At 58.3% G+C, this 26,160-nt stretch carries 34 protein-coding genes; 11 read left to right on the top strand and 23 right to left on the bottom strand.

The features are described from left to right. Nucleotides 1-50: 50 nt before the first annotated feature. Together AC0V6Q_RS02075 and astD are read left to right on the top strand one after the other, a co-directional pair. On the top strand, nucleotides 51-1,490 hold the full coding sequence (locus tag AC0V6Q_RS02075) for a protein adenylyltransferase SelO family protein (protein ID WP_486166782.1): 1,440 nt from the start codon (nucleotides 51-53) through the stop codon (nucleotides 1,488-1,490). A gap of 107 nt (nucleotides 1,491-1,597) precedes the next feature. Next, nucleotides 1,598-3,016 carry a succinylglutamate-semialdehyde dehydrogenase gene (gene astD, locus AC0V6Q_RS02070; protein WP_486166781.1) on the top strand — a complete coding sequence of 473 codons (1,419 nt, stop codon included), beginning with the start codon at nucleotides 1,598-1,600 and terminating at the stop codon, nucleotides 3,014-3,016. A 48-nt stretch (nucleotides 3,017-3,064) separates the two neighbouring features. On the opposite strand, the gene AC0V6Q_RS02065 is transcribed toward astD, so the two are convergent. Next, entirely contained in the window at nucleotides 3,065-3,817 is a 753-nt protein-coding gene (locus AC0V6Q_RS02065; protein WP_486166780.1) for a hypothetical protein, read from the bottom strand. A gap of 376 nt (nucleotides 3,818-4,193) precedes the next feature. On the opposite strand from AC0V6Q_RS02065, the gene rarD reads away from it, so the two are divergent. Then, nucleotides 4,194-5,105, top strand: a complete 912-nt coding sequence (gene rarD / locus AC0V6Q_RS02060; RefSeq protein ID WP_486166779.1) for an EamA family transporter RarD — start codon at nucleotides 4,194-4,196, stop codon at nucleotides 5,103-5,105. Here rarD and pyrC read toward each other — a convergent pair. After that, a complete protein-coding gene (pyrC, locus tag AC0V6Q_RS02055; RefSeq protein WP_486166778.1) occupies nucleotides 5,102-6,139 on the bottom strand; it encodes a dihydroorotase in 1,038 nt (345 codons plus the stop codon). The genes rarD and pyrC overlap by 4 nt on opposite strands. Nucleotides 6,140-6,207: 68 nt before the next feature. Between pyrC and AC0V6Q_RS02050 the strand changes: the two genes are divergently transcribed. Both AC0V6Q_RS02050 and ygfZ read left to right on the top strand, forming a co-directional pair. Next, nucleotides 6,208-7,095: an ATP-grasp domain-containing protein gene (locus AC0V6Q_RS02050; protein WP_486166777.1), complete on the top strand. Its 888-nt coding sequence runs from the start codon at nucleotides 6,208-6,210 to the stop codon at nucleotides 7,093-7,095. Next, the gene (ygfZ, locus tag AC0V6Q_RS02045) at nucleotides 7,092-7,820 is read left to right on the top strand and encodes a CAF17-like 4Fe-4S cluster assembly/insertion protein YgfZ (protein WP_486166776.1); all 729 of its coding nucleotides are present in this window, start codon (nucleotides 7,092-7,094) and stop codon (nucleotides 7,818-7,820) included. The genes AC0V6Q_RS02050 and ygfZ overlap by 4 nt, the downstream gene beginning before the upstream one ends. Here the strand turns inward: ygfZ and AC0V6Q_RS02040 are convergent. The 4 genes from AC0V6Q_RS02040 to rplU form a co-directional block, all read right to left on the bottom strand. Continuing rightward, entirely contained in the window at nucleotides 7,810-8,421 is a 612-nt protein-coding gene (locus AC0V6Q_RS02040; RefSeq protein WP_486166775.1) for a TetR/AcrR family transcriptional regulator, read from the bottom strand. The two genes, ygfZ and AC0V6Q_RS02040, sit on opposite strands and share 11 nt — an antisense overlap. 76 nt (nucleotides 8,422-8,497) lie before the next feature. Then, nucleotides 8,498-9,046: a GNAT family N-acetyltransferase gene (locus AC0V6Q_RS02035; RefSeq protein WP_486166774.1), complete on the bottom strand. Its 549-nt coding sequence runs from the start codon at nucleotides 9,044-9,046 to the stop codon at nucleotides 8,498-8,500. A gap of 230 nt (nucleotides 9,047-9,276) precedes the next feature. Then, complete coding sequence (rpmA, locus tag AC0V6Q_RS02030; RefSeq protein ID WP_486166773.1) at nucleotides 9,277-9,546, bottom strand: 50S ribosomal protein L27; 270 nt, start codon at nucleotides 9,544-9,546, stop codon at nucleotides 9,277-9,279. Between the two features lie 12 nt (nucleotides 9,547-9,558). Continuing rightward, nucleotides 9,559-10,071 (bottom strand): 50S ribosomal protein L21, encoded by a 513-nt coding sequence (rplU, locus tag AC0V6Q_RS02025; RefSeq protein WP_486166772.1) that lies wholly within the window; start codon nucleotides 10,069-10,071, stop codon nucleotides 9,559-9,561. Between the two features lie 236 nt (nucleotides 10,072-10,307). On the opposite strand from rplU, the gene AC0V6Q_RS02020 reads away from it, so the two are divergent. Continuing rightward, nucleotides 10,308-10,814 (top strand): hypothetical protein, encoded by a 507-nt coding sequence (locus AC0V6Q_RS02020; protein ID WP_486166771.1) that lies wholly within the window; start codon nucleotides 10,308-10,310, stop codon nucleotides 10,812-10,814. Next, a complete protein-coding gene (locus AC0V6Q_RS02015) occupies nucleotides 10,811-11,500 on the top strand; it encodes a Crp/Fnr family transcriptional regulator (protein WP_486166770.1) in 690 nt (229 codons plus the stop codon). Before AC0V6Q_RS02020 ends, AC0V6Q_RS02015 begins: the two co-directional genes overlap by 4 nt. 58 nt (nucleotides 11,501-11,558) lie before the next feature. On the opposite strand, the gene AC0V6Q_RS02010 is transcribed toward AC0V6Q_RS02015, so the two are convergent. The 17 genes from AC0V6Q_RS02010 to coxB form a co-directional block, all read right to left on the bottom strand. Then, entirely contained in the window at nucleotides 11,559-11,987 is a 429-nt protein-coding gene (locus AC0V6Q_RS02010) for a hypothetical protein (RefSeq protein ID WP_486166769.1), read from the bottom strand. Between the two features lie 79 nt (nucleotides 11,988-12,066). Next, nucleotides 12,067-12,552, bottom strand: a complete 486-nt coding sequence (locus AC0V6Q_RS02005) for a molybdenum cofactor biosynthesis protein MoaE (RefSeq protein WP_486166768.1) — start codon at nucleotides 12,550-12,552, stop codon at nucleotides 12,067-12,069. A gap of 6 nt (nucleotides 12,553-12,558) precedes the next feature. Beyond that, complete coding sequence (locus AC0V6Q_RS02000; RefSeq protein ID WP_486166767.1) at nucleotides 12,559-12,801, bottom strand: MoaD/ThiS family protein; 243 nt, start codon at nucleotides 12,799-12,801, stop codon at nucleotides 12,559-12,561. A gap of 5 nt (nucleotides 12,802-12,806) precedes the next feature. Then, nucleotides 12,807-13,856, bottom strand: a complete 1,050-nt coding sequence (moaA, locus tag AC0V6Q_RS01995) for a GTP 3',8-cyclase MoaA (RefSeq protein ID WP_486166766.1) — start codon at nucleotides 13,854-13,856, stop codon at nucleotides 12,807-12,809. Continuing rightward, nucleotides 13,849-14,163, bottom strand: a complete 315-nt coding sequence (locus AC0V6Q_RS01990; protein ID WP_486166765.1) for a Rossmann fold domain-containing protein — start codon at nucleotides 14,161-14,163, stop codon at nucleotides 13,849-13,851. Before AC0V6Q_RS01990 ends, moaA begins: the two co-directional genes overlap by 8 nt. Next, a complete protein-coding gene (locus tag AC0V6Q_RS01985; protein WP_486166764.1) occupies nucleotides 14,164-14,541 on the bottom strand; it encodes a dihydroneopterin aldolase in 378 nt (125 codons plus the stop codon). After that, entirely contained in the window at nucleotides 14,538-14,966 is a 429-nt protein-coding gene (locus tag AC0V6Q_RS01980; RefSeq protein ID WP_486166763.1) for a SecDF P1 head subdomain-containing protein, read from the bottom strand. The genes AC0V6Q_RS01985 and AC0V6Q_RS01980 overlap by 4 nt, the downstream gene beginning before the upstream one ends. Beyond that, nucleotides 14,963-15,850 carry a class I SAM-dependent methyltransferase gene (locus tag AC0V6Q_RS01975; RefSeq protein WP_486166762.1) on the bottom strand — a complete coding sequence of 296 codons (888 nt, stop codon included), beginning with the start codon at nucleotides 15,848-15,850 and terminating at the stop codon, nucleotides 14,963-14,965. Before AC0V6Q_RS01975 ends, AC0V6Q_RS01980 begins: the two co-directional genes overlap by 4 nt. Then, the gene (gene thrC, locus AC0V6Q_RS01970) at nucleotides 15,850-17,250 is read right to left on the bottom strand and encodes a threonine synthase (RefSeq protein ID WP_486166761.1); all 1,401 of its coding nucleotides are present in this window, start codon (nucleotides 17,248-17,250) and stop codon (nucleotides 15,850-15,852) included. Before thrC ends, AC0V6Q_RS01975 begins: the two co-directional genes overlap by 1 nt. Before the next feature lie 136 nt (nucleotides 17,251-17,386). Then, nucleotides 17,387-17,968 (bottom strand): SURF1 family cytochrome oxidase biogenesis protein, encoded by a 582-nt coding sequence (locus tag AC0V6Q_RS01965; protein ID WP_486166760.1) that lies wholly within the window; start codon nucleotides 17,966-17,968, stop codon nucleotides 17,387-17,389. Then, nucleotides 17,965-18,345 carry a DUF983 domain-containing protein gene (locus AC0V6Q_RS01960; protein ID WP_486166759.1) on the bottom strand — a complete coding sequence of 127 codons (381 nt, stop codon included), beginning with the start codon at nucleotides 18,343-18,345 and terminating at the stop codon, nucleotides 17,965-17,967. The genes AC0V6Q_RS01965 and AC0V6Q_RS01960 overlap by 4 nt, the downstream gene beginning before the upstream one ends. After that, nucleotides 18,345-19,226 carry a cytochrome c oxidase subunit 3 gene (locus AC0V6Q_RS01955; protein WP_486166758.1) on the bottom strand — a complete coding sequence of 294 codons (882 nt, stop codon included), beginning with the start codon at nucleotides 19,224-19,226 and terminating at the stop codon, nucleotides 18,345-18,347. The genes AC0V6Q_RS01960 and AC0V6Q_RS01955 overlap by 1 nt, the downstream gene beginning before the upstream one ends. A 17-nt stretch (nucleotides 19,227-19,243) precedes the next feature. After that, complete coding sequence (locus AC0V6Q_RS01950; protein ID WP_486169223.1) at nucleotides 19,244-19,870, bottom strand: cytochrome c oxidase assembly protein; 627 nt, start codon at nucleotides 19,868-19,870, stop codon at nucleotides 19,244-19,246. A gap of 10 nt (nucleotides 19,871-19,880) precedes the next feature. Beyond that, a complete protein-coding gene (locus AC0V6Q_RS01945; protein ID WP_486166757.1) occupies nucleotides 19,881-20,006 on the bottom strand; it encodes a hypothetical protein in 126 nt (41 codons plus the stop codon). Then, nucleotides 20,003-20,941 (bottom strand): heme o synthase, encoded by a 939-nt coding sequence (locus AC0V6Q_RS01940; RefSeq protein ID WP_486166756.1) that lies wholly within the window; start codon nucleotides 20,939-20,941, stop codon nucleotides 20,003-20,005. The genes AC0V6Q_RS01945 and AC0V6Q_RS01940 overlap by 4 nt, the downstream gene beginning before the upstream one ends. Before the next feature lie 131 nt (nucleotides 20,942-21,072). Next, nucleotides 21,073-22,791 (bottom strand): cytochrome c oxidase subunit I, encoded by a 1,719-nt coding sequence (ctaD, locus tag AC0V6Q_RS01935; protein ID WP_486166755.1) that lies wholly within the window; start codon nucleotides 22,789-22,791, stop codon nucleotides 21,073-21,075. 52 nt (nucleotides 22,792-22,843) lie between these two features. Next, nucleotides 22,844-23,824 carry a cytochrome c oxidase subunit II gene (coxB, locus tag AC0V6Q_RS01930; protein ID WP_486166754.1) on the bottom strand — a complete coding sequence of 327 codons (981 nt, stop codon included), beginning with the start codon at nucleotides 23,822-23,824 and terminating at the stop codon, nucleotides 22,844-22,846. Between the two features lie 256 nt (nucleotides 23,825-24,080). Between coxB and pyrE the strand changes: the two genes are divergently transcribed. Genes pyrE through acpS form a run of 4 tightly spaced genes read left to right on the top strand, consistent with a single transcriptional unit; the run spans nucleotide 24,081 to nucleotide 26,147 of the window. Beyond that, complete coding sequence (gene pyrE / locus AC0V6Q_RS01925; protein WP_486166753.1) at nucleotides 24,081-24,686, top strand: orotate phosphoribosyltransferase; 606 nt, start codon at nucleotides 24,081-24,083, stop codon at nucleotides 24,684-24,686. 7 nt (nucleotides 24,687-24,693) lie between these two features. Then, nucleotides 24,694-25,440: a pyridoxine 5'-phosphate synthase gene (locus tag AC0V6Q_RS01920; RefSeq protein WP_486166752.1), complete on the top strand. Its 747-nt coding sequence runs from the start codon at nucleotides 24,694-24,696 to the stop codon at nucleotides 25,438-25,440. A 3-nt stretch (nucleotides 25,441-25,443) separates the two neighbouring features. Next, entirely contained in the window at nucleotides 25,444-25,728 is a 285-nt protein-coding gene (locus AC0V6Q_RS01915; RefSeq protein WP_486166751.1) for a pyridoxal phosphate biosynthetic protein, read from the top strand. Beyond that, on the top strand, nucleotides 25,725-26,147 hold the full coding sequence (acpS, locus tag AC0V6Q_RS01910; RefSeq protein ID WP_486166750.1) for a holo-ACP synthase: 423 nt from the start codon (nucleotides 25,725-25,727) through the stop codon (nucleotides 26,145-26,147). The genes AC0V6Q_RS01915 and acpS overlap by 4 nt, the downstream gene beginning before the upstream one ends. The last annotated feature ends 13 nt before the right edge of the window (nucleotides 26,148-26,160 follow it).

Below are 26,160 nucleotides of genomic sequence, written 5' to 3'. Positions count from 1 at the left end.
TGGTTTAAGCAGCGCTTGCGCCGCGCCTTGTTCACCCCCACTATCACCCCATGAGCGACGAACCGCAAGCAGCGATCTATCACCCCGATCCCAAAATCAATGCCCTTGCCGATTGGCTGGGGGCCAAGGTCGAGGCGGCAGATTTCCCCGAAACGCATATCCGGTTCCGCAATGACCGCGCTGCAAGTAACGTAGGGCTGAGCCATTTGAGCGATGAGCAATGGGCACAGCATTTCGGACGGTTCCAGCCGTTAGAAGGCAACCTTCCCGCCCCTCTCGCGCTCAAATATCACGGCCACCAGTTTCGCGTTTACAACCCGGAAATCGGCGATGGGCGCGGATTTTTGTTTGCGCAAGTGCGCGGGCGCGATGGCCGCCTGATGGACCTTGGCACCAAGGGATCGGGCACCACGCCTTATTCACGAGCAGGCGACGGACGGCTGACATTGAAAGGCGGCGTGCGCGAGATTCTGGCGACCGAAATGCTGGAGGCGCTGGGCGTCAACACATCGAAGACTTTCTCCATCATCGAGACAGGTGAAAAACTGTGGCGCGATGACGAACCTTCACCCACGCGCTCTGCCGTCATGGTGCGATTGTCGCATTCGCACATCCGCATCGGGAGTTTCCAACGACTGATGGCGCATGAGGAAGCCGACCATATGGAAGCGCTTGTGGCCTATTGCCTAGAGCATTTTCCCGGTCCGCCACCACCAGAAGATGCGCCTGATCGCGACAATCCGGCGGTCATATTGCTCCACAATGTGGTCGAACGCCTCGCCGATCTGGCCGCAAGTTATATGGTCGCTGGCTTTGTTCACGGGGTCCTCAACACCGACAATATGAACATCACCGGTGAGAGTTTTGACTATGGCCCGTGGCGCTGGCTGCCGGAATGGGAACCGGGCTTTACCGCCGCCTATTTCGACCATGCAGGGCTTTATGCCTTTGGACGCCAGCCTGAGGCGCTGCACTGGAATTGCGGGCAATTGGCCGTGGCCTTGCGCCTCATGTCCGAAAGCGCGCCTTTGGTTGCGGCGATGGAGCGGTTTGGTCCGCTCTATATGGAGGCGGTCGCGCGGCGATGGTGCTGGCGGCTGGGTGTTGAGCAGCGCGGGGCCGAGCACGATGCGCAATTGGTTGCCCTTTGCGAAAAAACGATGCGCGACAGCAAAGCGCAGCCCGATGCGTTTTTCTTCAAGGCGCGCCAGGCGCTGAACGGTCTGGGCAGTTCCGATCAAGACCCTCTAACCGAAGAGCTTTCGGAAATGCTGGGTGAGTATTCGCTCACCGATAGTGCCCATGACTACTGGCGCGATGCAACGCCGCAATCCATGTTGATCGACGAAGTCGAGGCGATCTGGTCCGCGATTGATGAGCGCGACGATTGGGCCCCACTCCATGACAAAGTCGCCGCCCTCCGGCGAATGGGCGAAGCACACGGCCCGCCCCCAGTGCCGAAAGGCCATTTTTTACAACCGGTAAGTTAACCTTACCGCCTTTTTCATATTAATTGCACAGTATCAGCGTTACCGACATGATTCGAAGAGGCTTTCTGGTTAAGCCTTTCCCGACGAAGCGAAGATAAAGAAGGGCGATGGCCGAAACAGACACAGATCTGGTATCCTACGCTCCGGCAACGGGCGAAGAGATTTGGCGTGGTGAAATCGGCGATGTCGATGAAACCGTCAGCCGGTCCCGCCGCGCTTGGCCTGCATGGGCGGCCAAGGCGCAAGGCCAACGGATCGAGCTAGCGCGGCGCTTTGCCAATGAAGTGCGCACAGACGCAGAAAAAATCGCGACCCTTATCGCCAATGAAACCGGCAAACCCATGTGGGAGGCACGCACCGAAGTCGAAGCGGTGATCGCCAAAGTCGATATCTCGGTGCAAGCCTATGCCGAGCGAACCGGGCGCAGCAGGCACGACAGCGCGCTTCAGGGCACTTCGGCCGTAAGGCACAAACCGCATGGCGTCATGTCGGTGCTTGGCCCCTATAATTTCCCCGCACACCTTCCCAACGGGCACATGGTGCCGGCACTGATCGCTGGCAACACTGTCATTTTGAAGCCGTCTGAAAAGACGCCTGCTGTTGCGATGGCCCTGCTCGATTGCTGGAAGCGTTGCGGGATGCCCGATGATGTCGTCCAGGTCGTCATCGGCGGGCCGGACGAAGGCAAAGCATTGGTTGCGCATCCGGGCGTTGATGGCGTGCTGTTCACAGGTTCTGCCCAGGCGGGGATTGCGATCAACCGCAAGCTCGCCGCCAATCCTGGCAAGATTGTTGCGCTGGAAATGGGTGGCAACAATCCGGTTGTGGTCACCGATACACCGCTCATCTCCGATGCCTGCGCGCTTATCATTCAAAGTGCTTTTACCACCGCTGGACAACGCTGTACCGCTGCGCGCCGCCTGATTGTGGTTGAGAGCATGTATGAAAAGCTTCTGGCCGAGCTTGTGCCCCTTGCTCGCAAACTTGTGGTGGATGAACCCTTCGCCGATCCCCAACCCTTTATGGGCCCGGTGATCGACAATGCCGCAGCGGACGGCATCACCGACAGCTTTGTTGCCCTGATGACAGCAGGGGGCAAACCGCTGTTGCCAATGCGCCGGATAAAGCCGGATCAACCCTTTGTAACACCGGGTATAATCGACACAACTGACGTGCCGGACCGGCCCGATATTGAACTGTTTGGCCCGCTGCTTCAGGTGATCCGTGTGCCTGATCTCGATACAGCGATTGCAGAAGCGAACAACACACGTTTCGGTTTGTCAGCATCGCTGATCGGGGGTTCGCCCGATGATTACGGGCGGTTCTGGGCCAATACGCGCGCCGGGATCATCAATTGGAACAGGCCCACCAATGGCGCCTCTTCTTCGGCACCATTTGGCGGGATCGGCCTTTCCGGCAACCACAGGCCAGCGGCGTTCTATGCGGCAGATTACTGCGCCTATCCCGTGGCGAGCACAGAGATGGATCAGCCACGCGCAAATATCGCTATCGGCGTCAAAGAATAGAACTTGCTGCGTTGAGGCGGCGACCATCGCGCCTTAACCTGTTGCGCCTCAACGGATCCAGTGGATCACATCAATTTCGGTCAGACCGCGCGGGCCCTCGCGCCCGTGGATGGCAAGGTTTTCGTCGCGCCATTCGCCGCGCAACTGGGCCTCAGGCGCATTGATATGCTCAATGACAAAGCCTTGCCGCTTCGCTTTGGTAAAGTGATACTCAAGCGCATCCTGAACGCTTACCGGAGTGTGATAGCGCACCACCCTCACCACGCAGCGGTCCGTATCAACGCCTGCTGCCTGCTGCACCATGCCATGGGGCATAACGGCAGAGGTTTCGGGCATTTGTGTGGACCACAAAAGGCTGGCATCCATGCTTTCGATGCAGTCATTGCGGCTACCCACCGCCTGGATAATGTCCCCTGCATGAGACAGCTTACCGAGCGAGGTTGCCCTATCGCTTTCGACGGCAAGCGGCAGGGTTTCGACCTGGCCGCCGCTCAAAAGTTCCAACCTGGCCGCCTCACGCGCGCGCGACGCTGCCTCTTCATTACCACCCAAGGGCGGAAGCGGATGGCTGTCTTGAAAGGAGATCACTGCATTCGCCTGATTGCGCGACGCCAGATCGGGGTCGGTCATCAGCGGGTCATTCAGTGCCCGCGCCATAATCGGATCCTGCGCCAGAACAGAGGTTGCATAGGGCTGATCGCCCCCGATCCCGTTCTGCGTCTCGCTGCATGCGGTTAGCGCGCCAAGCGCCAGAAACGGCGCGGCACATAAAAGTGGTCCAAAATTCGAGCGGTGCGTCATACCCGCCCTTTTGCCAGCCAAATGGTTAATTTTGGCTAAGTATAATCCTGAAGATCTGTCCTGATCACGCCATTTACCCTGTTTTACACAGCGAAGCTTTGCAGCCTCGAAGTGAAAACGCCCCCATACCCCGAAAGGATATGAAGGCGCCTTCCACGGCTGGTGGTTGCCGTGCCCGGGCCGGTGGTGGAATGGCCCAAGATTGAGAGGAGCGCCGGGGAACGTGAGTGAGCGCCCCTCAATGTGTGTTCATCTTTAAGGGCGTGAAGCTGAATGAAATGCGAGCATATAGTTAGCTCGCATTCATCTAGAGCGAGTTTGGACGCAAACACTGTCGCTTGCGCGTGGCCCTCTCGACGCTTAGGGGGCAGCTCTCATGTCCGACAACGCATCCCCCCAGCAACAGCCCTCCGGCCTGCCCGCAGCGCTTGGCGCTTATACAATCTGGGGCATCTTGCCGGTTTACATCATGCTGTTTTCCAGTGTGCCGCCGGTCGAGTTTGTGGGCTGGCGGATCATCTGGACGCTGCCCTTGTGCCTCATCATCGTCGCGTTCCGCCGCCAGTTTGGCGAGATTGCCCGCGCATTTGCAAGCCCGCGCATGATGCTCGCGCTTTTGGCAAGCGCGATCCTCATTGCGATCAATTGGTTCGTCTACACCTGGGCGATCATGCAAAACCAAGTCTATGCCGCCAGTCTTGGCTATTATCTGAACCCGCTTCTCAACGTGCTGTTGGGCACACTCTTGCTCAAAGAGCGCTTAAGCATGTTGCAATGGTTGGCCGTGGCGATTGCCGCTTTGGCAGTGGCGATACTGTCCGCAGGCGCGATCACCACGCTTTGGATAAGCTTGACGCTGGCGATGAGCTTTGGCTTGTACGGAGTTGTGCGCAAACAACTGGATGTGGGCGCCTTGCCGGGCCTTACGATTGAAACGATGATCCTGATCCCCGTCGCTGTTGGCATAACCCTTTGGTACGGTTTTAGCCCTGAAGGCTCTGCCTTTGGACGTGATTTGCAAGTCAGCGGGCTGCTCGTCATCTCTGGCGTGGTGACGGCTGTACCGCTTCTTCTTTTTGCGATTGCAGCGCGGCGTATGCCCTATTCGACGCTGGGCTTTATCCAGTTTCTCGCGCCGACTCTGGTGTTCTTGCAGGGGCTCTTCATCTTCGGCCAGCAATTGCGCACCGTTCAGCTGGGCAGTTTCCTGCTCATCTGGACAGCGATTGCGATCTTTGTCGCGGACCTCTTGTGGCGCACCCGCAAGGCAAGGTTGGCGCAGGTCTAGCCCACAAACTTCCAGCCGATCGTCTGGCCGCCGTGCCACGGGACGATTGTCGAGCCAGCTAGCGCGAGCTCGTCAGGTACGTCCACTTGGGTGCGTTCGAGGGTCACGGTCTCTTCATGTACCGGCAGGCCGTAGAACGCCGGACCGTGAAGCGAGGCGAAGCCTTCGAATTTGTCGAGTGCCTCCTCTTCATCGAACACGGTGAGATAGCTTTCGAGCGCATAGGGCGCGCCGAAAATCCCTGCACAGCCGCATGAGCTTTCCTTGTCGTGTTTGAAATGCGGCGCGCTGTCTGTGCCAAGGAAGAACTTAGGGCTCCCCGATGTCGCCGCCTTCCGCAGAGCCAATCGGTGCGTCTCACGCTTGGCCACGGGGAGGCAATAATTGTGCGGCTGAATACCGCCGACCAGCATAGCATTGCGGTTGATGTGAAGATGCTGCGGGGTGATGGTCGCGGCCACATTGGGTCCGCACTCGAGCACAAAGTCGACCGCATCGCTGGTGGTGATGTGTTCAAACACAATCTTGAGATCGGGGAAATTGGCCACGATATCGCGCAAGTATCGCTCAATAAATTCCGCCTCGCGGTCGAACACGTCAATGTCGGGGCTGGTCACTTCGCCATGGACGCAAAAGACGATGCCCTCATCGCTCATCCTCTGAAGCACCGGATAAATTTTGCGTACATCGGTGACGCCGTGCGCAGAATTTGTGGTGGCATTGGCGGGGTAGAGTTTGGCGGCGGTGAACACCCCCTCCTTCGCCCCGCGCACCAGATCCTCAGCGTCGGTGTCATCGGTGAGGTAGCACACCATAAGCGGCTCGAACTGCACGTCCTCGGGCACAGCTGCCTTGATCCTGTCGCGGTAATCGCGCGCCATTTCAGTCGTGGTCACAGGCGGCGTAAGGTTCGGCATCACAATCGCCCTGCCAAACTGGCGAGCGGTGTAAGGCACAACACCGCGCATCACGTCTCCATCGCGGAAGTGGAGGTGCCAATCATCGGGGCGGCGGATCGTGATCGTGTCAGTCATACATCAAGCGCATAACGGCGCGTGCCGGGGCTTTCCACCCCTCATTCGCGCGCCTAAGGCTTGGTCCCATGACGACTATCGGATTTCTCGCCTGCGAAACCACCCTTCCCGGCTCACACTCCCGCCGCGAAGACGCCTTTGAGCATGACCTTATGATTGAGGCGATCAATCCTGCTTTTGCACAAAAGGGTTGGGAGTTGCGCGTAATTGATTGGGAAGCGCCCATGCCAGCGTTTGACGGGGTGGACCTCGTGATGCTCGGCACTTCGTGGAATTATGCCGACAAGGCCGATGCTTTTGTGGCAAAGCTGAAAGCCATCGAGACGGCGGGGATAAAGGTATGTAACCGTGCGGAAATTGTCCGGTGGAACATCACCAAAACCTATCTGCGCGAGCTTTCAGAACGCGGCGCACGCACCATCCCTACGCTGTGGCTCGACCGCTTGAACGCAAACGATGCCGATGCCGCTCTTGATCAGTTCGACTGCGATCAACTCGTTGTGAAACGCCAGATTGGTGCAGGCGCGGAAGGGCAGGACCTTCTGCAACGCGGCGCAGTGCCAGCAGACTGGCACTTTGATCACCCGGCCATGGTCCAACCCTTCCTCCCCGCAATCGGCGAAAAAGGCGAGCTAAGCTTCCTGTTCTTTGGAGGCACTTACAGCCACTGTGTGCGCAAACTTCCGGCATCAGGCGATTACCGCATTCAATCGCTCTATGGCGGGCGCGAGCTGACGCATGAACCCACTTCAGAAGAGATCGCACAGGCAAGCGCGATCATCGACGCGCTGCCCTTCGATGCCCCGCTTTATGCGCGCATAGATATGCTGGAGGGCGAAGACACAAAGCTGATGGTTATGGAAGCCGAGCTCATCGAACCCTATCTGTACCCTCAGCAAGGGCCGCAAATGGGCGAGACTCTTGCCGATGCGATTGCAAGAGAGTTGGAACTATGAGCGCTACACTTCTGAAATCACGCAGTATTGTTCGGATGCACGCCGAAGAAGCGGGCGAAGATGTGCGCAGCTTCCTGCAAGGGCTCGTCACCAATGATGTCAGCGGCGATCTGCCCGTCTACGCCGCGCTGTTGTCGGCGCAAGGCAAGGCGATGTTCGACTTTTTCGTGTGGGCCGACGGCGACGATTTGCTGCTCGATTGCGAAGAGAGGGTTGCCGACGACCTTGCCAAACGCCTCTCTCTCTATCGCCTGCGCCGCAAGATCGCTATCTCCCACGATGAAAGCCTTGCGGTGCATTGGTCACCACAACCCGCCGCTGGAGCAGTGCCAGACCCGCGCCTTGCCGCATTGGGCCACCGTTGGATTGCGCCAGTCACCGATGGCGATCACGGTGATGACTTGTACCTTGCCCACCGCCTCTCGCTCGGCGTGCCAGAGGGTAGCGCGGAGCTTGGCGACATTCTGTGGCTGGAGACCAATGCAGTCGAGCTATCGGGCGTAAGCTTCGAAAAAGGCTGCTATATCGGGCAGGAAAACACCGCGCGCATGAATTGGCGGCAGAAGGTCAATCGGCGGCTGGTGGTGGTGCCTCTGGAGCAATCTCAAGAGAAACGGCGCAAGGCCGCGCATCCAGAACTTGGCCTGGCGATTGACCATTTGCGCGTGACGGATCTGGACCCGGCCACCCTGCCCCAATGGCAAGCAGCCGGAATTAGCGAGTAGCATTTTCGCCGTGATGAACGGCCATCGAGGATTCCAGATTGGCCGCCGCCCGGTCGCGCGCTGCATCGCGTGGCAGGCCAAGAGACTTCGCCAGTGCCGCCCCGATAAGCGCATCACCCAATGCCAGCAGCACCAGGCTCAGCGTGTCCTTGTGAACATGCATCGGGTCCTCTGAATGATGCTGCGCTTCTTCGGGCGCGATCTCGTCGACCAGCTCGTGGATTGTGCTGATAATCGGATTGAGCGCATCCTCATTGCCCGTCAGCAACATCCATGAGGTGAGCGCCCCTGCCCCCTCGCGGTCAAACGCATCGAAGGCCAGATCAACGACTTCGCGGGCCGAACCAAGGCCGGCACGGCTTGCGCGCACCGCCTCAATGATGGTCTCGCAAACGGTCTTGGCCAAATGCTCTGCCAGTGCCTTTTGCAGCCCGGATGCCGAACCGAAATGGTGGAGCAAATTGGCATGCGTGCGCCCGATGCGCGCGGCCACAGCCTTCAGCGTTACCGATTGCGGGCCTGTCTCGATCAACAGACCGCGCGCCGCTTCAAGAGCAGATTTGCGCGATTCTTCAGGGCTTAATCGTTTGCGACCAGTCATCGTCAAACGATCTAGGGGAATTCCCCTGTACGCTCAAGGCATAGCGTGGCGCTTTAAACATACAGGGTAGCTCCAATCAGGCAGCCTTACTGTCCGAATTGCCAGACGCAGTTGCAAGCTCAAGCGCAAATTCCGCTGTCATCGCCGCCTCGCCCCGGCCACACGAATGGCGCTCAATCACGCGGCCGGTGGGCTCGAAACCAAGCTTGCGAAGCACCGTGCCCGAGGCCGGATTGTCGAGAAAATGCGAGCCGTAAACGCGCGGATAGCCAAGTGCATCAGCGATAGAGAGCACAGCCCTGCCCGCTTCTGTGGCAAAGCCTTTGCCCCAATGCTGGCGCGCGATCCAATAACCGATCTCAACCGCTCCGGGATACTCCGGATCATGAGCATCAAGGCCAATACAGCCCACAACATGTCCATTGCACGCCGTTGTGATCAGAAAACGCGGTTCATTGGGCGCAGGTACGCGCGAGGCGAAATCGCGCGCGTCTTGCTTAGAATATGGCCAGGGCGCGCGGGCAAGATTGCGTACGACACCTTCATCCGCAATGCCGCCATAGACGGCTTGCCAATCTTCGGGCCAGATCGGTCTTAGCAATAGACGTTCACTGCGATGGAACACGGGTTCGTTTCCTCTCTTGCCAGACAAGGTCGCCCCTAAGCGACCTAGATGACAGATTGTTTGCACCTGACCAGTTAAATCCGGTGAAGTGCGCCAAAAACTCGAGAGGGAGAAACGACAAGAGGGAGTTGGGCTCCCCGTAATCGGGGTGGCCCTTCTCCCTCTAAAGTGCCGATTGTGTCATCGGCTAGGACCGCCCCGTTGGACGATCCTTTTCTTGAACCGTCCGTTTATTCGGCTGCTTCCGCAATCGCGTCGACTGACACGTATTTGCGCGATTGCTTGCCGGTGTGGAATCGGACCACGCCATGCTCGAGCGCAAATAGGGTGTGGTCTTTGCCCATACCCACGTTTTCGCCCGGATAGAATTTGGTGCCGCGCTGACGCACGATGATGTTGCCGGCGACGACAGCCTCGCTACCGAACTTCTTCACACCAAGGCGGCGACCAACTGAGTCGCGACCGTTACGTGATGAACCGCCTGCTTTTTTATGTGCCATGGGTCCTGATCCTTACTTCTTGTCTTCGGCCGCTGAGGGCTTTGGGTCCGCGGCTTTTTTGGCCGGTGCCTTTTTGGCGGGAGCTTTTTTCGCTGCAGGCTTCTTCTCGGCCGCTGCCTTCGGAGCTGCTTTTTTTGCCGGAGCCTTCTTGGCGGGCGCTGCTTTTGCTTCGGTGTCTGCTTCTTTCTTAGGAGCAGCCGCCTTCTTCGCAGGAGCCTTCTTAGCGCCAGCGCCAACATCAGTGATGCGCAGAAGCGTCATCTGCTGACGGTGACCGGCTTTACGGCGGTAGTTGTGACGACGACGCTTTTTGAAAACGATCGTCTTCTCGCTCTTGGCTTGAGCGATGATCTCTGCCGAAACGGTTACCTTGCTTGCGTCAGCAACAGTGTCGCCTTCGCCGGCGAGCAGAACGTCGCCCAAAGTGATGGTGTCACCGGCTTCTCCGGCGAGCTTTTCAACGGCAATTTTGTCTCCAGCGGCAACCCGATATTGCTTGCCGCCAGTGCGCACTATCGCGAACATGGCTAAATACTCTCGTTTCTTAAAGCTGTCCGATTAAGTGCGAGACATTCACACCCACCGGACCATCCAAACACAAACGTTTGGAGAGCGCAGCCGCAAAGCCGCGCCAGAAGGAAGCGTGCCGTTAAGGGAATGGGGCGTTTGAGTCAACGCTGCTTTTGCCCCAAAGTACCACAATTGCGGGCGCTGATGTGTATTTGCGCTTGGCTGTGTGCATGATAAGACCCGTTGGGATCATGAAACAATCACAGCAATACCTCGGATTGGCCGTTCTTGTCGGCTTGTCGCTTACCGGATGCGCATCGGCTGATGAACGCTACCCCTCGCTTGCTGTGCGCGATGCAGAGCGGGTTCAAGGCACGCTTGAGCCCGCATCCTCCGAAGAGCCTTCTGTCATCGGCATTAGCGATCTGGACGCGCTCGACGCGCCGCATGACCGGGCACAGGAAGCACATGCGCGCTTCACCGCAATGGAAGGCGAAGTGCGCAATCTGGTCGCCGCGTCAAGGGGCGTGGGTCCAGACGACGACCGGCGTGCCCGGGCGCTCGCAGGGTTTGCACAGCTCACCTCTTTGCGCGCGCAAACCGCTCTTGCATTGTCGGATCTCGATCTTTTGGAAGTGAAAGCTGCTACAGGGTTTAAACGCACCCGCGAAATACGCGATTTCCAAAGTTCGATCGTCAAGATGATCGAGCAGCAGGACGCGGCCCTCGATTCGCTCAATAAGGCAATGACCCGATGAACCAGATGTGTGCCACTTGCCCCGTTAAAGACAGCGCAGCCTGCGCCGTATTGAGCGAAGAAGAGCGCGATGCACTGGCAGCAGCGGGCCGGACACGGGTTTTGAAACGCGGCGAAATGCTTTTTGCTGCAGGCGATGACGAGGCGGCCTGCGCCACTCTGGTCAGCGGCGCCCTTAAAATCAGCGCCTTCGATGCAGAAGGCAACGAACAAATCCTCAGCCTGGTGCACCCGTCAGGGTTCATCGGCGAACTGTTCAGCCCCTTTGCCCACCATGACGTGGTCGCTTTGACCGAAAGCCAGCTTTGCACCTTTGCCCGCAAGGATATCGAGCGGGCGATTGACGATTACCCAGCTTTGGCCCGCGCTCTCCTGCGCCGCTCGCAAGAGGATTTGCTGGCCACCCGCAGCCTTTTGGAGCTGACGGCGCATGCCTCTGCCGAAACGCGGCTCGCGGCCTTGCTCCACGATTTTGCCGCTGCTGCCAGCGATTCGTCCTGTCACATTGCGACCGAATTCGAACTGCCCCTGACACGCGGAGAGATAGCGAATATGCTGGGCCTGACGATCGAGACGGTGAGCCGCAAGCTGGGCGAGCTGGAAGAAATGGGCGCGCTGTCACGTAAAGGAAAGCGCGGGATCGAACTTGCCGACCCCGCGCTCCTGAGGGATATTTCAGGGCGCTAATGTCACTCTAACACCCTGAGGAGAAAGCGATCCCTTGAGCTTTGCTCCAAGGATTTCCTCAGGAAACAATCGCTGCGATAATCGCTGCGGCAACTCCCCAGCAGACCAGCAGAACAGGCAGGATAAGGACTTGCGCTGTCGCATCGCGCGCAGCGAGCGGACCGGTGTTGGTCATAATCCCCTTGGTGCCAAACTCGCCCCAGCCCATGGCTTTGCTGTCATTGCCTTTAAGCTGTGTGAAAATGGCCGGCACGCCAAAACCTGCGATAATAAATCCGGCGAAAATCACCATCGGAATGATCAGAACCGGATTGATGAAGGCAATTGCCATGATCGCGATAAAGCCGAGATAAGAAGCGACAGTGTAGAGATAGAGCTCTTTTGGCAGCCCGAAACTGCGGTCGACGACTGGCGCGGCCTCTGCGACCGGTGCGTCAACGATACGGGCCTTGCCCAGCTCTACTTGGGTGTCGATATGCTTACTCACTGCTCATCTCCTTTGTTGAGAGGAGAATTAGCGAGGAGCGAAACGGCGCACCTTGATCGAAATCAAATTGCGGAACGTTTTATTGATTCCAGCGCGCAAGATCGGCGTAATCGTCTGCACGAGGCTCGATCCAGTGCCAGCCATCGGCGCGCTTTTCGCGTTTCCAGAACCATGCGGCGGCTTTCAAATGGTCCATGCAGAAATCAACAGCGTCAATCGCGCCTCTGCGGTGGCGGGCAGCGGCCGATACAAGCACAATGGGTTCGCCCACGCGCATGATGCCGACGCGGTGGACCATGAGAAGGCCCATCAGATCGAAACGCTCGATGGCTTGGTCCGCAAGGGCTTCCATGCCGGGCAACGTAAGGGGCTCGTAGTGGGAGAGTTCGAGCGCCTCGACGCCCCAATCGTCTCTGGCGCCTTGGCCCTCGCCCTGCCCGTCTTTATTGGCCCGTACCTCACCAACGAATGTGCAGACCCCGCCAAGACCGGGATGCGCATTTGTAAACGGGCCGACAAGTGTGCCCGGAATAAACATCTCCGTGAGGAGCCGAACGTCCTTCACGCCTGCCTAGCCCCCGCTGACAGGTGGCAGAAGCGCGACCTCATCGCCGTCCTTCGCGGCCAAATCAGTTTTGTCGGCAAGCACGCGGCCACCGCAGGCGATGTTGACGCGTTCCTGGGTAAGTTGGTCAGCTACGTCTGAGCCGACCACCTCAAGCAGCCCTGCCCAATCAAGCGGCGCATCGACTTCGGTGCTTTGTTTGCGCGCCATATCGGCAAGCGGCCCAAGGAACACGATCTTCACAGCCATGCGGATTACCCTCCCGTCATCGACATATGGCGCGGCAAATGCGGAGCTGCGCCGCGCTGATCCATGCGGAAATGGTGGCGTTCGGGCTTGATAAGCATGGTTTTATCCAGTGCCTTGGCAAGTTCACCTTCAGGGTCATCGGAACGTAGCGCGGCGCGCAGGTCCACGCGCTCTCCCCCGCCAAGGCAGGGATAAAGCTGACCCGTCGCCGTCACTCTCAGTCGGTTGCAGCCATCGCAGAAATTGTTGGTATGCGGGGTGATCAACCCAAGGCGTCCGCCCGTCTCTGCCACATCGACATAGCGCGCAGGGCCACCGGTATTGGCGCTGTTATCGGTAAGCGTCCACCGCTCATCCAACCGCGCCCGCACATCGCTCAGCGGGAGATATTGGTCGAGGCGTTCCTCCTCCACATCGCCAAGCGGCATGACTTCGATGAGCGTCACTTCGCAGCCTTCGTGATGCGCCCAGGCGATAAGGTCGGGAAGCTCGTCCTCGTTGACACCTTTTAGAGCCACCGCGTTGAGCTTAACCCGCAGCCCTGCCTCCTTCGCCGCTGCGATCCCCTCGAGCACTTGCGGCAAAGCATCGCGCCGGGTGAGCTCAGCAAACCGCGCCCGGTCGAGCGTATCCAACGAGATATTCACCCGCCGCACGCCCGCTTTGTAGAGGCCTTGGGCATGGTCCGCCAATTGCGTCGCATTGGTCGTGAGCGTCAGCTCTTTCAGCCCGCCCCCCTCAAGATGCCGCCCAAGGGCCGTGAACAGATCAATGATATCGCGCCGCACCAAGGGTTCGCCTCCGGTGATGCGCAGCTTTGTCACCCCGCGCGCGATAAAGCCGGTCGCAAGGTCATACAGCTCCTCAAGCGAGAGCACTTCGCGCTTGGGCAGGAAGGTCATGCGTTCAGGCATGCAATAGGTGCAGCGAAGGTCGCAGCGATCCGTCACAGACAGCCGCAGATAGGAAATCGTGCGCCCAAAAGTGTCGATCAGAGGCGCGCCCTCATTGGCGAGCTTCAGAATATCGCGCTGCCTGGTGCCTACCTCAGTCATGGGTCTGAGCGTAATGCCCCGTGACGCCTTTTGCACCTGCCAAATAGCCGATCAGGGCACGGCATTGCGTCTCATCCCCTGCGCCGATCACATTGACGCGGGTGGGCGCTGCGTCGCGGGCAAGATCGCGCGCCAGAGACTGCCGCCAATCTGTGTGGTCGGGGCCAGCGGGAGGCAGGACAATCACAAGGTCGCCTTTACCCATCGCTTGTCGCACTGCATCCAAATGCTCGGCGAAAAACACCGCGCTCGCCTGAAGCGGCCCCTCGGGCAATTCAGAGACGTGATATTGCGCCAGCGTCATCATTTATTGAGCGGGCCGTTCGCGGTGGAGAGTGATACCGATCTTCTCATTGCCTTCTGCAATGGCAAGCTTCACGATCTTCACCGTCACCGCCTGAACGCGCGCATCCTGCACAAACAGCGTTTCGCAAATGTGGTCGCCCACCGCCTCGATCAGCTTGAAATGGACACCCTTTGGCAGGCCTTCGGACGCCGCGTGCTTCAAATCCATGTAATTTTTGCTCGCATCCAGCGGCGTATCGGGATCATAGCGGTCCGCAATATCGTAACGCGCCTGCACCGTGATGCGCAAAGGCTGGGGTTTGCCGGTTTCCTCGGAATAGATGCCGGTGAGGACATTCACTTCGAGATCGGCAACTTCGAGGATGAGCGAATCGTTCATTCGGTTTCGTCTTTCGCAGGTGTACAGCGGCCAAGCAGCGCTTGCCGCAATTGCTCAGCGTGTTCAATCGTCTCAAGGCCGCTTATTTCAAAACTACCGCCAAGAAGAGGCTCATTGATTATCGGGCTGACGATAACGTCATCGCCTTGCACAACCTCGGCCTTTTTTCCGGCATTCGCTATCGTCGCCTCGGCAAGCTCCTTGGCTCCGACGTCATTCAAAACGATAGAAACCCTCAGATTGCCAAAACCATCCCAAGTGCCGATCTGGACCCTTTCAACCTTGTCGAAGCAGATCTCAAAGCTCGAAAGTGGAGGCCCGGGTTCTTCGGAGGGGATGCGGAAGACAATTGGATCCGCATCGCTTTGCGTCATGAAAGGCGCCTCGAACATCAGGAAGGGCGCAAGCGGTAAGATCAACATCATTGCGGATTGCTCCACCGTGCGAAGATCGCTGTGGGAAGGAGGCGTGCGCCCTCCCCTTCTTCGCGCACTGACAGATCGCCATGTTCGATTTTGCCGGGAAGATGCGCGAGCGCTTCTTCGAGCAGACCCGCAATCGACAGGCTGCTCATGCGCACGGCGTAAACGGTTAGGAAGAGAAAGGCGCTTTTGTCATCGAGCAGCTTTGCGCAATCGCCGATAAGGCCGGGAAGCCCCTCCTCGATGCGCCATGTTTCCTGCTTTGGACCGCGCCCGAATTTGGGGGGATCAAGGATGATGCCATCATAGCGTCGTTCCCGGCGAACTTCGCGAGCGGCAAACTTGGCCGCGTCATCGACAAGCCAGCGGATCGGGCGATCCTCCATCCCTGAAAGCGCGGCGTTCTCGCGGGCCTGTGCGACCGATTTCTTCGACGCATCCACATGGGTCACGCGGCCGTGGTCACTGAGTGCCAGAGTCCCGAGCCCGGTGTAGCCGAACATATTGAGCGTCTCTGCATCTTTGCGAGTGCCCAATTGGTCGCGCATCCAGTCCCACACAGGAGCCATATCGGGGAAAAACTGGAGGTGGCGAAACGGCGTCGGCTGCGCGGTAAAGCGCACGTCATTCCATTGGAGCCCCCAGCCATCGGGGACTTCGGGCGAGAGGTTCCAGCGCCCACCGCCATCCTCGTCCGAGCCCGGCACAAATTCGCCCGCCGCATCCCAATCGGGAAGGCGCGGTTGCCACATGGCCTGGGGTTCGGGGCGGATAAAGGCGTATGGGCCAAACGCCTCAAATTTGCGGCCCGCACCACTGTCGAGGAGCCTGTAGGCGTCCCACCCGGTGCATTCCATCACCAGCGGTTGCTGGATGAGGGCAGCCATCAGGCAGACGCGCTGGCGTTGGAGAGAACGAAGTCGCGGGCCGCTTCATAATCGCCGCCGATTTCCACCATCGCTTCTTCGCGGCCAAAGAGGTCTCCGACACGTGCGGGAAGCGCCGGACGAACACCGGTTGCGCGCTCCACCGCATCGGGGAATTTCGCCGGGTGTGCGGTTGCAAGCGTGACAATAGGAACATCGGCTCCAAGCTCGGCTTGCTGCGCTGCGTGAAGGCCAACGCCGGTGTGCGGATCAATGATCTGCGCCGTCTGGCGATAGGCCCATTGGAGCGCTCTTGTCGTCTCTTCCTGATCGGCACGGCCGCTGGTGAAAAGAGCAGACGCTCCTTTGCGCTGGCTATTGGTGAGCTGCATCGCCTTGGATCTTTCAAAGGCGCGCATTTGTTCAGCCATCGCGTGACCATCGCGCCCGCCTACGTCGAACAAGAGCCGCTCGAAATTGGAGCTGACCTGAATGTCCATTGACGGGGTGATTGTGGGCGTGGTGGTGCCGGTGGAATAGTCGCCATCGGTCAGCGCGCGGTGGAGAATGTCATTGACGTTCGTGGCAACAATCAACTGCTCGATTGGCAAGCCCATTTTGCTGGCCACATAACCTGCAAAAATATCGCCGAAATTGCCCGTCGGTACGCTGTAGGCGGCAGCCCTGTCCGGTGCGCCCAGCTGGAGCCCGGCGTAGAAATAATACACAACCTGCGCCATCAACCGCGCCCAGTTGATCGAATTGACCGCGCCAAGGTTTAGCGTCTTGGTCACACTCTCGTCAGCGAACATCGCCTTCACATGCGCCTGCGCATCGTCAAAGCTGCCCGCAATCGCCAGGTTGTGCACATTGGGCGCGCGCACGGTGGTCATCTGGCGGCGCTGTACGTCGGAGACTTTGCCGCTGGGGTGGAGCATAAAAATCTCGACCCGCTCAAGGCCAGCCACTGCGCGGATGGCGGCAGAGCCTGTGTCACCGCTGGTCGCGCCAACGATGGTGAGCTGCTCGCCCCGGCGTTCCAAGAAGGTCTCAAACAAACGGCCCAGCATTTGCAACGCCACATCTTTGAACGCCAGCGTGGGCCCATGGAAAAGTTCGAGCAGCCAGTGCTGTTCATTCAACTGCACCAGAGGCGTAACCGCCGCATGGCCGAAATCGCCGTAAACCTGCTCGCACAAGGTTTCCAACTCATCATCGGTCAGCGAGCCTGCCACGAAAGGTGCCATAATCCGCGCGGCGAGCTCTGGATAAGAAAGCCCGCGCATCGCCCGAATATCGTCTTCCGAAAAACGCGGCCATTCAGCGGGCAGGTACAGCCCGCCGTCGCTGGCAAGCCCTGCAAGTGTTGCGCCTTCAAAATCTAACGTGGGCGCGGAGCCTCTGGTCGAGATGTACTTCATTGTGGGAGAGCGGTTAGCGGGGTGCGGGTTTGGGAGCAAGAAGGAAGCCCTATAAACCCGTCATCCTGAACTTGTTTCAGGATGACCGTGAGCGGGTTTTGTTATCCTGAAACAAGTTCAGGATGACGGTTGAGGGTTAGTCCCGCCGCGCCAGCTTTGAGCGCACCGCAAAGAAATAGATCATCAGCGCCACAAAAGCGAAAAAGAACCACTGGCCTGCATAGGCAAGGTGTTGGATCTCTTTCTTTTCAACAGGTGCATTGGCTTGCAGACCAGCAAGGGGCGGATCGGCAACCAACTTCGCAAGGCCTGTCCGTAAGGGCTCAATCGTGCCAATCACTTCGCCGCCTGGCCAGGCAACAGGAGAAGTCCCCCTGCTCCAACCCAATTGCACATCTGCCTTGCCGCGCGAGGCCAACTTGCAAGTAACCACTTGCACATAGCCGGTTTGACCTCGCGCGCTGCGGCCAGCGACTATGCGAGGCTCGCCAATGGTCTCTACGCAATCCAAGACAGACTTGCGATATGCCGTCCGATCGACATCTGCTGGAGTGAGAGGGAAATTGACCGGCTCACTATTGGCGGCGCTAATCTCATATTGGCGCAGCCGTTCTTCTTGAACACCAACCTTGCCCAATTGCCAGAACCCCAGCCACACCATCACGCCCGCCGCAGCGACCACAAGGATTGTCGGGATCAGAGGCAATTGGCGGATCATTCGGATGTGTCCTTGGCGTTTTCGTAGGCGGCATAGAGCAGCAGGGTCTTAAACAGACGTAGCGAATAGATCACCGTACCTACCGTCATGGGAGCCCAAAAGGCAGCCTGCAACCACAAGGGCGGGCGAAACGCATTCTCGATCCCAACGGCGATCACAATCAGCACGATAGCGATTACCACGGTGAACAATCCACTTACCCTTCCGCCACGTTCATATTTGGTGAAATCAAGGCCGCACCCCGAACACTCCATCGCCACCCTTGCAGGCGCTTCGAACAGGGTCGGCTCGCTGCACTGAGGGCATAAACCCAAAAGGGCAGCCCGGAAGATACCGGACTGCCCTTTGGTGTTTTCAGGGCCGGTGGGCCCACTCATCAGTGGTAAACAGCGCCCCAACCGCCCCAGACATAGACTGCGATAAAGAGGAACAGCCAAACCACATCGACGAAGTGCCAGTACCACGCAGCCGCTTCAAAACCGAAGTGCTGGCGCGGGGTGAAGTGGCCGATGTAGGCGCGGTACAAACACACAGCGAGGAAGATCGTACCGATCAGAACGTGGAAACCGTGGAAGCCGGTCGCCATGTAGAAAGCGCTGGAGTAAGTGTTGCCGCCAAAGGTGAACGGCGCAATCGCATACTCGTATGCCTGGATGCCGCTGAACAAAGCGCCAAGAGCGATGGTGGCCCACAGACCCTGCTTCAGACCTTCACGATCACCGTGGATCAGCGAGTGGTGCGCCCATGTCACGGTCGTGCCAGAGCACAGCAGGATCAGCGTGTTGAGAAGCGGGAGGCTGAACGGATCGAGCACTTCCATGCCCTGCGGGATGAAGTCGGCCTTCGGAATTTCCGTGCCACCCACAAGCGTGTTGAGGGCCTGCGTCGAACCCGCCGCTGCGTCATAGGAGAGCGCATCGGGGAACAAGGCAAAGTCGAAGAAGCTCCAGAACCAACCGACGAAGAACATCACCTCAGAGGCGATGAAGAGGATCATGCCGTAACGCATGTGGAGTTGGACGACTGGCGTGTGGTCGCCCCGCTGCGCTTCGACGGTTACGTTTTTGAACCACATGAAGAAGGTCGCGATCAGGCCGGCAAGACCTGCCCAGATCACGATGTTCGATGCAGCGCCAAACAGGTCAGGGTAAAAACTCAGCACCATGCCGCTGGTGAAGGTCAGCGCCGAAAACGAGCCGACGAGCGGCCAGATATCGGGCTCCAGAATGTGATAGTCGTGGTTTACATTGCCAGCCATGGTCTTGTTCCCGTCCCTTAGGATGCTTGGTCTGATGATGGTTTCGAGCGGTCCAGAGCTGTATCTACAGGCTCCTTCGCGCGGTGAAAAGTGTAGGAGAGCGTGATTTGCTCAACATCGGCGATCACGTCGTCTTCGAGGATCGCCGGATCGATGTAATAGAGCACGGGCATCGTCACTTCCTGGCCCGGCTGCAACGTCTGCTCGGTGAAGCAGAAGCACTGGATCTTGTTGAAATAGGCGCCTGCCTGCCACGGCTCTACGTTGAACGTCGCGGTGCCGGTGATGGGCTTGCCTGTGTTGTTTTTCGCCACATAGGTCGCGATGTCGCGTTGACCGATGCGCACGGTGTCGGTGCTCTGAGTGGGCGCGAACTCCCACGGCATATCGCGCGCCAGCGACGCGTCGAAACGGATCGAGATGTCGCGTGTCGCTCCAATCGTCGCTGCTGCGTTTGCCGCTGCATTCGCCTCTGCCTCGGTCGCGACCTGCGTGGTGCCCCCGAAACCGGTGACACGGCAGAACAGATCGTAAAGCGGAACCGCCGCATACCCCAGACCCAGCATTGCGAGCGCGCCCAGAATGGCAATCATGCCGGTCTGGGCGTTCCTGCGCGCAGTCTCCTGGTCGAGGCTCGTGGTCACGCTCACCGGCTCAATCCCCGATCCGGACGATGGTGATGGCGTAGAAAAGGACCGCAAAGAACAACAGCGTTCCGCCTACCACCCAATTGCGCGCGCTCTGGCGGCGCTTGAATTCGTCTTTGTCATCGGGTGTCATGCAAAATACCCCGCTCCGATAACGCCTTGCGCAAACAGCACGCGATCAGCGACCAATGCGGCGAAAAGGACGAACAGATAGGCGATGCTGAATTTGAACAGGAGAATTTCCTGTTTCATCGGATCACTCTCGGCGCGGGTGCGAAGGCCCACAGGCCATGCAAGCGCAAAGAACAGAACCGAGAGCACCACGGAAACCGAGCCATAGACCCAGCTTGTCCCGCCAATCAGCCATGGCGCAACCGCGATGGGCGCAAGCAGGACGGTGTAGGCAAGGATCTGGTGGCGGGTCGATTTCTCACCTCGCACAACCGGCATCATCGGAATGCCGACATTGGCGTAATCGGTCTTCACAAACAGAGCCAGCGCCCAGAAATGCGGCGGCGTCCACATGAAGATGATCGCGAAAAGCAGGATCGGCATCGCGGTCAGTTCACCGGTCACAGCGACCCAGCCAATCAGCGGAGGAAACGCGCCTGCACCGCCACCAATCACGATGTTCTGAGGCGTGCGCGGCTTGAGCCACATGGTGTAAATGACGGCGTAATAGATGATGGCCGCAAACAGCAGTCCTGCGGCAAGCCAACCGATGGCAAGACCCATCAGCATCACCGATACGCCTGACAGGAACATGCCGAAATCGCGCGCATCATCGCGGCGCATACGGCCACCGGGAAGCGGGCGATCCTTGGTGCGCTTCATCCCGGCATCAAGGTCGGCTTCCCACCACTGGTTGATGACGGCAGAGCCCCCTGCGCCCATCGCGATCGCGAGCACAGCGGTGAAGCCGAGAACCGGATGGATCGAGCCGGGCGCAGCCAGCAAACCGCAAATCGCCGTAAACACGACCAGCGTCATCACTCGCGGCTTCGTCAGCGCGAAGAAATCGCGCCACTCTGTCGGCATCGTGGCTGTTGTGGTTGTGCTTGCGGTCATTGCTCGGTTCTTAGCGCCTTCTGGCCCTTTTCCTTGTGTGCGAAGAGGGCGCTCCTAACTGGCGCGCCCTCCCCCTTGCTTGGTTGTGCCGCTCCGGCTTTCACCGAAGCGCATTCATCAGGCCCCTGTCCTTAGGCAGTTGCCGGACGGTGATCGTGGTAATCGTGGTGATCCTCGATCACTGGCAGGGTTTCAAACTGGTGGAACGGTGGTGGTGACGTCAGCGTCCACTCAAGCGTCGTTGCACCTTCACCCCATGGGTTGTTCCCTGCCTTCTTGCCCGCGATGAACGCATAAGCGAGGTTCGCAAAGAAGATCAGCATTGAAACAGCCATGATCATGTAGCCGATAGAGCTGATGTAGTTCCAGAATGCGAAGGCCTCTGGATAGTCAGGATAGCGGCGTGGCATGCCGTTCATGCCGAGGAAGTGCTGCGGGAAGAAGATTACGTTCACGCCCACGAAGAACACCCAGAAGTGCAGGTGCGAGAGGAACTCGGAGTGCATCCGGCCGCTCATCTTCGGGAACCAGTAGTAGAAACCGGCGAACAGCGAGAACACAGCGCCCATCGACAATACGTAGTGGAAGTGAGCAACCACATAGTATGTATCATGGAGGTTATCGTCGATCCCGCCATTTGCGAGGACCACACCGGTCACACCGCCAACGGTGAAGAGGAAGATAAAGCCAAGCGCCCAAACCATGGGTGACTTAAACTCCATCGAGCCGCCCCACATGGTCGCGATCCAGCTAAAGATTTTCACGCCGGTTGGCACTGCGATGACCATGGTCGCCGCGGTGAAGTACATCTTCGTGTTTACGTCGAGGCCGACGGTGTACATGTGGTGAGCCCACACGATGAAGCCGACAACGCCGATTGCAACCATGGCGTACGCCATACCGAGGTAGCCAAACACTGGCTTACGGCTGAAGGTTGCGATGATTTGTGAGACCATACCGAAGCCCGGCAGGATCATGATGTACACCTCTGGGTGACCAAAGAACCAGAACAAGTGCTGGTAAAGAACAGGGTCACCGCCGCCCGCTGGGTCGAAGAAAGTCGTCCCGAAGTTACGGTCGGTCAGAAGCATGGTGATCGCCGCTGCAAGCACAGGAAGCGCGAGAAGCAAAAGGAAAGCAGTCACAAGCACCGACCATACGAACAGCGGCATTTTGTGCAGGGTCATACCCGGCGCACGCATGTTGAAAATGGTGGTGATGAAGTTGGTTGCACCAAGGATCGAACCTGCGCCCGCCAAGTGCAATGAGAAGATCGCAAAGTCGACCGCTGGACCAGGTGCGCCCGTCGTTGAAAGCGGCGCATAGACCGTCCAACCAACGCCTGCGCCGTTACCGATGGAGTTACCCGGCACAAACAGCGAGAAGAGGAGCGAGAGGAAACCAGTGACCGTCAGCCAGAACGAAATGTTGTTCATCCGCGGGAAGGCCATGTCCGGCGCACCGATCATAAGCGGTACGAACCAGTTACCAAAACCGCCGATCATCGCTGGCATCACCATGAAGAAGACCATGATGAGACCGTGGCCCGTGATAAATACGTTCCACATGTGACCAGCCGCCGCGAGATCTTCTTCAGAGCTGCCAGCAAACTGGTGCAGGTACTGAATGCCCGGCTCCATGAGCTCCATACGCATCACACCCGACATCGCACCACCGATGATCCCGGCGATAATCGCAAAGATCAGGTAGAGTGTACCGATGTCCTTGTGGTTGGTTGACATGAACCAACGGGCAAAAAAGCTAGGCTTGTGATCGTGATGATCATCATGCCCGCCTGTTGTAGCCCCTGCTGCTGGTGCCGGTGCGAAGTTGTCTGCGGTGGTTGCCATAGTTTTTTAGCTCTCTCGCGTGTATTCTATTCTAATCGGGCCGTTCTGCGAGTTACGCAGCGGCCTCTTCCTCGGTTGCCTCGGTCTCGGCTTCCACAGCGACTTCTGCGCCTGGAACAGTACCACCTTGCTCAAGCACCCATGCCTCGAACTCTTCCATCGGAAGCGCTTCGACAGTGATCGGCATAAAGCCGTGCAGTGCGCCGCAAAGCTCCGAACATTGACCGTAATATACGCCCGGCTCGTCAATGACGAGCATACGCTCGTTCAAACGGCCCGGAACCGCGTCCTGTTTGAACCAAAGTGACGGAACCGCAAATGCGTGGATCACGTCCGCTGCCGTGGTCTGTAAACGGATCGGAACGCCTGCTGGCACAACCATGCGATTGTCGACAGCCATCTGGAATTGCTCGCCTTCGCCAGAAGCAATCGCTTCTTCTTCGGTGAGCATGTTGGAGATGATTTCAACATCATGGTCGGGATATTCATAACCCCAGTACCACTGATAACCGACAGCCTTGACCGTGATTGCATCTTCTGGCGGCTCTTCATACTGGCGCGCAAGCAGAGTGATCGACGGCACTGCGATAATCACAAGGATAATCACCGGAACAACGGTCCAGACAACTTCGATCATCGTGTTGTGCGTGGTGCGCGACGGGTTCGGATTCGACCGGCGGTTAAACTTGAACATCACGTAGAAAAGCAGGCCAAGAACGAACAGGCTGATCGCAGTGATCACCGGAAGCAGGATGGTATCGTGCATCCACAGGGCATATAGACCGTCTTGCGAATACTGGTCCTGGAAAGTCATGCTTGCCAGCGCATCGTCCTCGTATGAGGTCGGCATGCCCTTACCCGGCGTTGGCGCCATCGGCGTGTAGCCGCCGGAAGCTTGCGCAGGCGCAGCGACTTCTTCGGTAGCAGCCGCAGGCGCGTCTTGCGCCATCAAGCCTTGCGGCGCGACAAGCACCATGAGCGCTGCACACAGTGCAACAATTCCAAAATTAAAGCGGTCGAAAGCCTGACGCATAACTGTGCCTAATCGGTTTTTTAAAATTTATCCCATCGGTCGAGCTACGCAGCGACCCCCGAGGAAGCCGCATGTGACCCGATCTCTCGCGACATTGCTGCCACAATCTCAGACCCCTTAGCCGCGCTTGCTCACTGCCTCAAGCGCTTCTAGGGAGAAAAATATGCAAGTGGCCATGTTACCGGCGCAATTCACGAGCAACTGGCCTATTAGAATTCATATTTCTGCTCCTGATTACAACGGATTATTACCTAAAATGACCTCACCTCAATCCATCCCCAAGACCGTTGATGATGTCCTCGCCGAGTTTCGCGAGAGCGGTGCGCTGTTAGAGGGGCATTTCAAGCTTTCCTCGGGCAAACACTCGGGCCATTACCTTCAGTGCGCGCGGGTTTTGATGTCGCCTGCAAGGGCAAATCGGCTTGCCCGAGGGGTTGTAAACGGCATTCCGGACGAGATTCTTTCCAAAGTGGACGTGGTTGTCTCCCCTGCGATGGGGGGAATCATTATCGGGCAGGAAATCGCAAGAGTTTTGAACAAGGATTCGATGTTTCTCGAACGTCCCGAAGGTGTCTTCCACCTGCGCCGCGGATTCGCTCTGGAACCGGGTGCAAAGGTTCTGATGGTCGAAGATGTCGTCACAACCGGCCTTTCCAGTAGAGAGGCGATTGCTGCGGTGGCCAAGGAAGGCGGCGAAGTGATCGCGGAATGCTCGCTCATCGACCGTTCTATGGGGACCGTCGATCTGGGCGTGCCTTTCTTCCCGTTGGCGGCTTTTGATTTCCCGACCTATGATGAAGACAACATCCCGCCAGAACTCGCCGCCGTAGCTGTGACCAAACCCGGAAGCAGAAAAGAATAGTAAGCCCATGATCCCCGACCGATTGAGATTAGGCGTCAACATTGACCACGTCGCCACCATCCGTAACGCTCGCGGCGGGGACCATCCCGATCCTGTGCGCGCGGCGGAAATTGTGGCGGCTGTTGGCGGGGACGGGATCACAGCGCACCTTCGCGAAGATCGCCGCCATATCCGCGATGAGGACTTGCAGCGCATTCAAGACGCGACCGATCTGCCGCTCAACCTTGAGATGGCCGCGACGCAGGAAATGCTGGACATCGCGCTGCGCCACAAGCCCCACGCCGCCTGTATCGTGCCGGAAAAGCGCGAGGAGCGCACGACTGAGGGCGGATTGGATGCGGCGGGTCTGCACAACACTTTGGTGCCGATTGTGGATCAATTGCACGAGGCGGGCATTCGCGTGTCGCTCTTTATCGAAGCAAATGAAGCTCAATTGGACGCGGCCCTTCGGCTTGGCGCGCCGGTAGTGGAGTTTCACACCGGCGAATATGCCCATGCTATTCTTGATGGGGATAGCGAGCGGGTCGCAAGCGAACTTAAACGCATCACTGATATGTGCGCCCTTGCCGCGAAAAACGGAATTGAGCCTCACGCAGGACACGGCCTCACCTTTGACAATGTCCAACCCATCGCCGCCATTCCGCAGGTCGCTGAGCTTAACATCGGGCACTACCTCATCGGTGAGGCGATCTTCTCCGGCCTGGAACCCGCAATCCGCCGCATGCGCGATCTGATGGATGAGGCGCGCGATTAAACCATGGCGTCCGAAGACCTGCCAGCATTGGAGCCTGCCCAGAAACGCTGGGCACTGGCGGCCACGTGCCTGTTCCTGATCAGCATCGGCTTTCTCGGCTTTTCACTCAACACCGGCATCATGCGTCCCTTTGCCATCGGCTGGGTGGCTTTGCAGATATTCGGCTATGTCGGCTCGCTCAAGATGGCCAAGGGCGATTTTGCGCACCCGCTATTTAAATCGCAGATCATGCTGCATGTGATGGCCGCAACCCTGCTTATAATCGTCATTGTAAGGGCGTTTTCATGATCATCGGCACCGGTTCTGATCTTTGCAATATCGAGCGCATTCAAAACTCGCTCGACCGTTTCGGCGAACGCTTTGAAAACCGCGTATTCACCGAATTGGAGCGCGCGAAGGCGCGGCGGCGCCCCTTCACTATCGCTGGAACCTACGCCAAACGCTTTGCCGCCAAAGAGGCGTTTAGCAAGGCGGTTGGCACCGGATTTCGGCGAGGTGTCTATATGAAAGACATCGGCGTCGTGAACAAACCCTCGGGCGCGCCGACCCTTTCTCTCACAGGCGGGGCGGCGAAGCGGCTTGAAGAAATGATCCCGGCGGGCCATGAGGCCAACATTCATCTAACACTCACCGACGATCACCCATGGGCGCAGGCCTTTGTCATAATCGAAGCGATACCGCTTGCGGGACCCGTTGAGTTGATCTGACCAGAACCGATTA

It is taken from the genome of Erythrobacter sp. S227 (genome assembly GCF_057364925.1).
Note: the sequence above shows the minus strand (reverse complement) of the source record. Positions and strands in the feature narration are given on the sequence as shown.

Bases quoted from the DNA above. Each gene is read 5' to 3' on its own strand.
- AC0V6Q_RS02075 (WP_486166782.1), top strand. From the start codon at position 51: ATGAGCGACGAACCGCAAGCAGCGATCTATCACCCCGATCCCAAAATC.
- astD (WP_486166781.1), top strand. From the start codon at position 1,598: ATGGCCGAAACAGACACAGATCTGGTATCCTACGCTCCGGCAACGGGC.
- AC0V6Q_RS02065 (WP_486166780.1), bottom strand. From the start codon at position 3,817: ATGACGCACCGCTCGAATTTTGGACCACTTTTATGTGCCGCGCCGTTT.
- rarD (WP_486166779.1), top strand. From the start codon at position 4,194: ATGTCCGACAACGCATCCCCCCAGCAACAGCCCTCCGGCCTGCCCGCA.
- pyrC (WP_486166778.1), bottom strand. From the start codon at position 6,139: ATGACTGACACGATCACGATCCGCCGCCCCGATGATTGGCACCTCCAC.
- AC0V6Q_RS02050 (WP_486166777.1), top strand. From the start codon at position 6,208: ATGACGACTATCGGATTTCTCGCCTGCGAAACCACCCTTCCCGGCTCA.
- ygfZ (WP_486166776.1), top strand. From the start codon at position 7,092: ATGAGCGCTACACTTCTGAAATCACGCAGTATTGTTCGGATGCACGCC.
- AC0V6Q_RS02040 (WP_486166775.1), bottom strand. From the start codon at position 8,421: ATGACTGGTCGCAAACGATTAAGCCCTGAAGAATCGCGCAAATCTGCT.
- rpmA (WP_486166773.1), bottom strand. From the start codon at position 9,546: ATGGCACATAAAAAAGCAGGCGGTTCATCACGTAACGGTCGCGACTCA.
- rplU (WP_486166772.1), bottom strand. From the start codon at position 10,071: ATGTTCGCGATAGTGCGCACTGGCGGCAAGCAATATCGGGTTGCCGCT.
- AC0V6Q_RS02020 (WP_486166771.1), top strand. From the start codon at position 10,308: ATGAAACAATCACAGCAATACCTCGGATTGGCCGTTCTTGTCGGCTTG.
- AC0V6Q_RS02015 (WP_486166770.1), top strand. From the start codon at position 10,811: ATGAACCAGATGTGTGCCACTTGCCCCGTTAAAGACAGCGCAGCCTGC.
- AC0V6Q_RS02000 (WP_486166767.1), bottom strand. From the start codon at position 12,801: ATGGCTGTGAAGATCGTGTTCCTTGGGCCGCTTGCCGATATGGCGCGC.
- moaA (WP_486166766.1), bottom strand. From the start codon at position 13,856: ATGACTGAGGTAGGCACCAGGCAGCGCGATATTCTGAAGCTCGCCAAT.
- AC0V6Q_RS01990 (WP_486166765.1), bottom strand. From the start codon at position 14,163: ATGATGACGCTGGCGCAATATCACGTCTCTGAATTGCCCGAGGGGCCG.
- AC0V6Q_RS01985 (WP_486166764.1), bottom strand. From the start codon at position 14,541: ATGAACGATTCGCTCATCCTCGAAGTTGCCGATCTCGAAGTGAATGTC.
- AC0V6Q_RS01980 (WP_486166763.1), bottom strand. From the start codon at position 14,966: ATGATGTTGATCTTACCGCTTGCGCCCTTCCTGATGTTCGAGGCGCCT.
- AC0V6Q_RS01975 (WP_486166762.1), bottom strand. From the start codon at position 15,850: ATGGCTGCCCTCATCCAGCAACCGCTGGTGATGGAATGCACCGGGTGG.
- thrC (WP_486166761.1), bottom strand. From the start codon at position 17,250: ATGAAGTACATCTCGACCAGAGGCTCCGCGCCCACGTTAGATTTTGAA.
- AC0V6Q_RS01965 (WP_486166760.1), bottom strand. From the start codon at position 17,968: ATGATCCGCCAATTGCCTCTGATCCCGACAATCCTTGTGGTCGCTGCG.
- AC0V6Q_RS01960 (WP_486166759.1), bottom strand. From the start codon at position 18,345: ATGAGTGGGCCCACCGGCCCTGAAAACACCAAAGGGCAGTCCGGTATC.
- AC0V6Q_RS01955 (WP_486166758.1), bottom strand. From the start codon at position 19,226: ATGGCTGGCAATGTAAACCACGACTATCACATTCTGGAGCCCGATATC.
- AC0V6Q_RS01945 (WP_486166757.1), bottom strand. From the start codon at position 20,006: ATGACACCCGATGACAAAGACGAATTCAAGCGCCGCCAGAGCGCGCGC.
- AC0V6Q_RS01940 (WP_486166756.1), bottom strand. From the start codon at position 20,941: ATGACCGCAAGCACAACCACAACAGCCACGATGCCGACAGAGTGGCGC.
- ctaD (WP_486166755.1), bottom strand. From the start codon at position 22,791: ATGGCAACCACCGCAGACAACTTCGCACCGGCACCAGCAGCAGGGGCT.
- coxB (WP_486166754.1), bottom strand. From the start codon at position 23,824: ATGCGTCAGGCTTTCGACCGCTTTAATTTTGGAATTGTTGCACTGTGT.
- pyrE (WP_486166753.1), top strand. From the start codon at position 24,081: ATGACCTCACCTCAATCCATCCCCAAGACCGTTGATGATGTCCTCGCC.
- AC0V6Q_RS01920 (WP_486166752.1), top strand. From the start codon at position 24,694: ATGATCCCCGACCGATTGAGATTAGGCGTCAACATTGACCACGTCGCC.
- AC0V6Q_RS01915 (WP_486166751.1), top strand. From the start codon at position 25,444: ATGGCGTCCGAAGACCTGCCAGCATTGGAGCCTGCCCAGAAACGCTGG.
- acpS (WP_486166750.1), top strand. From the start codon at position 25,725: ATGATCATCGGCACCGGTTCTGATCTTTGCAATATCGAGCGCATTCAA.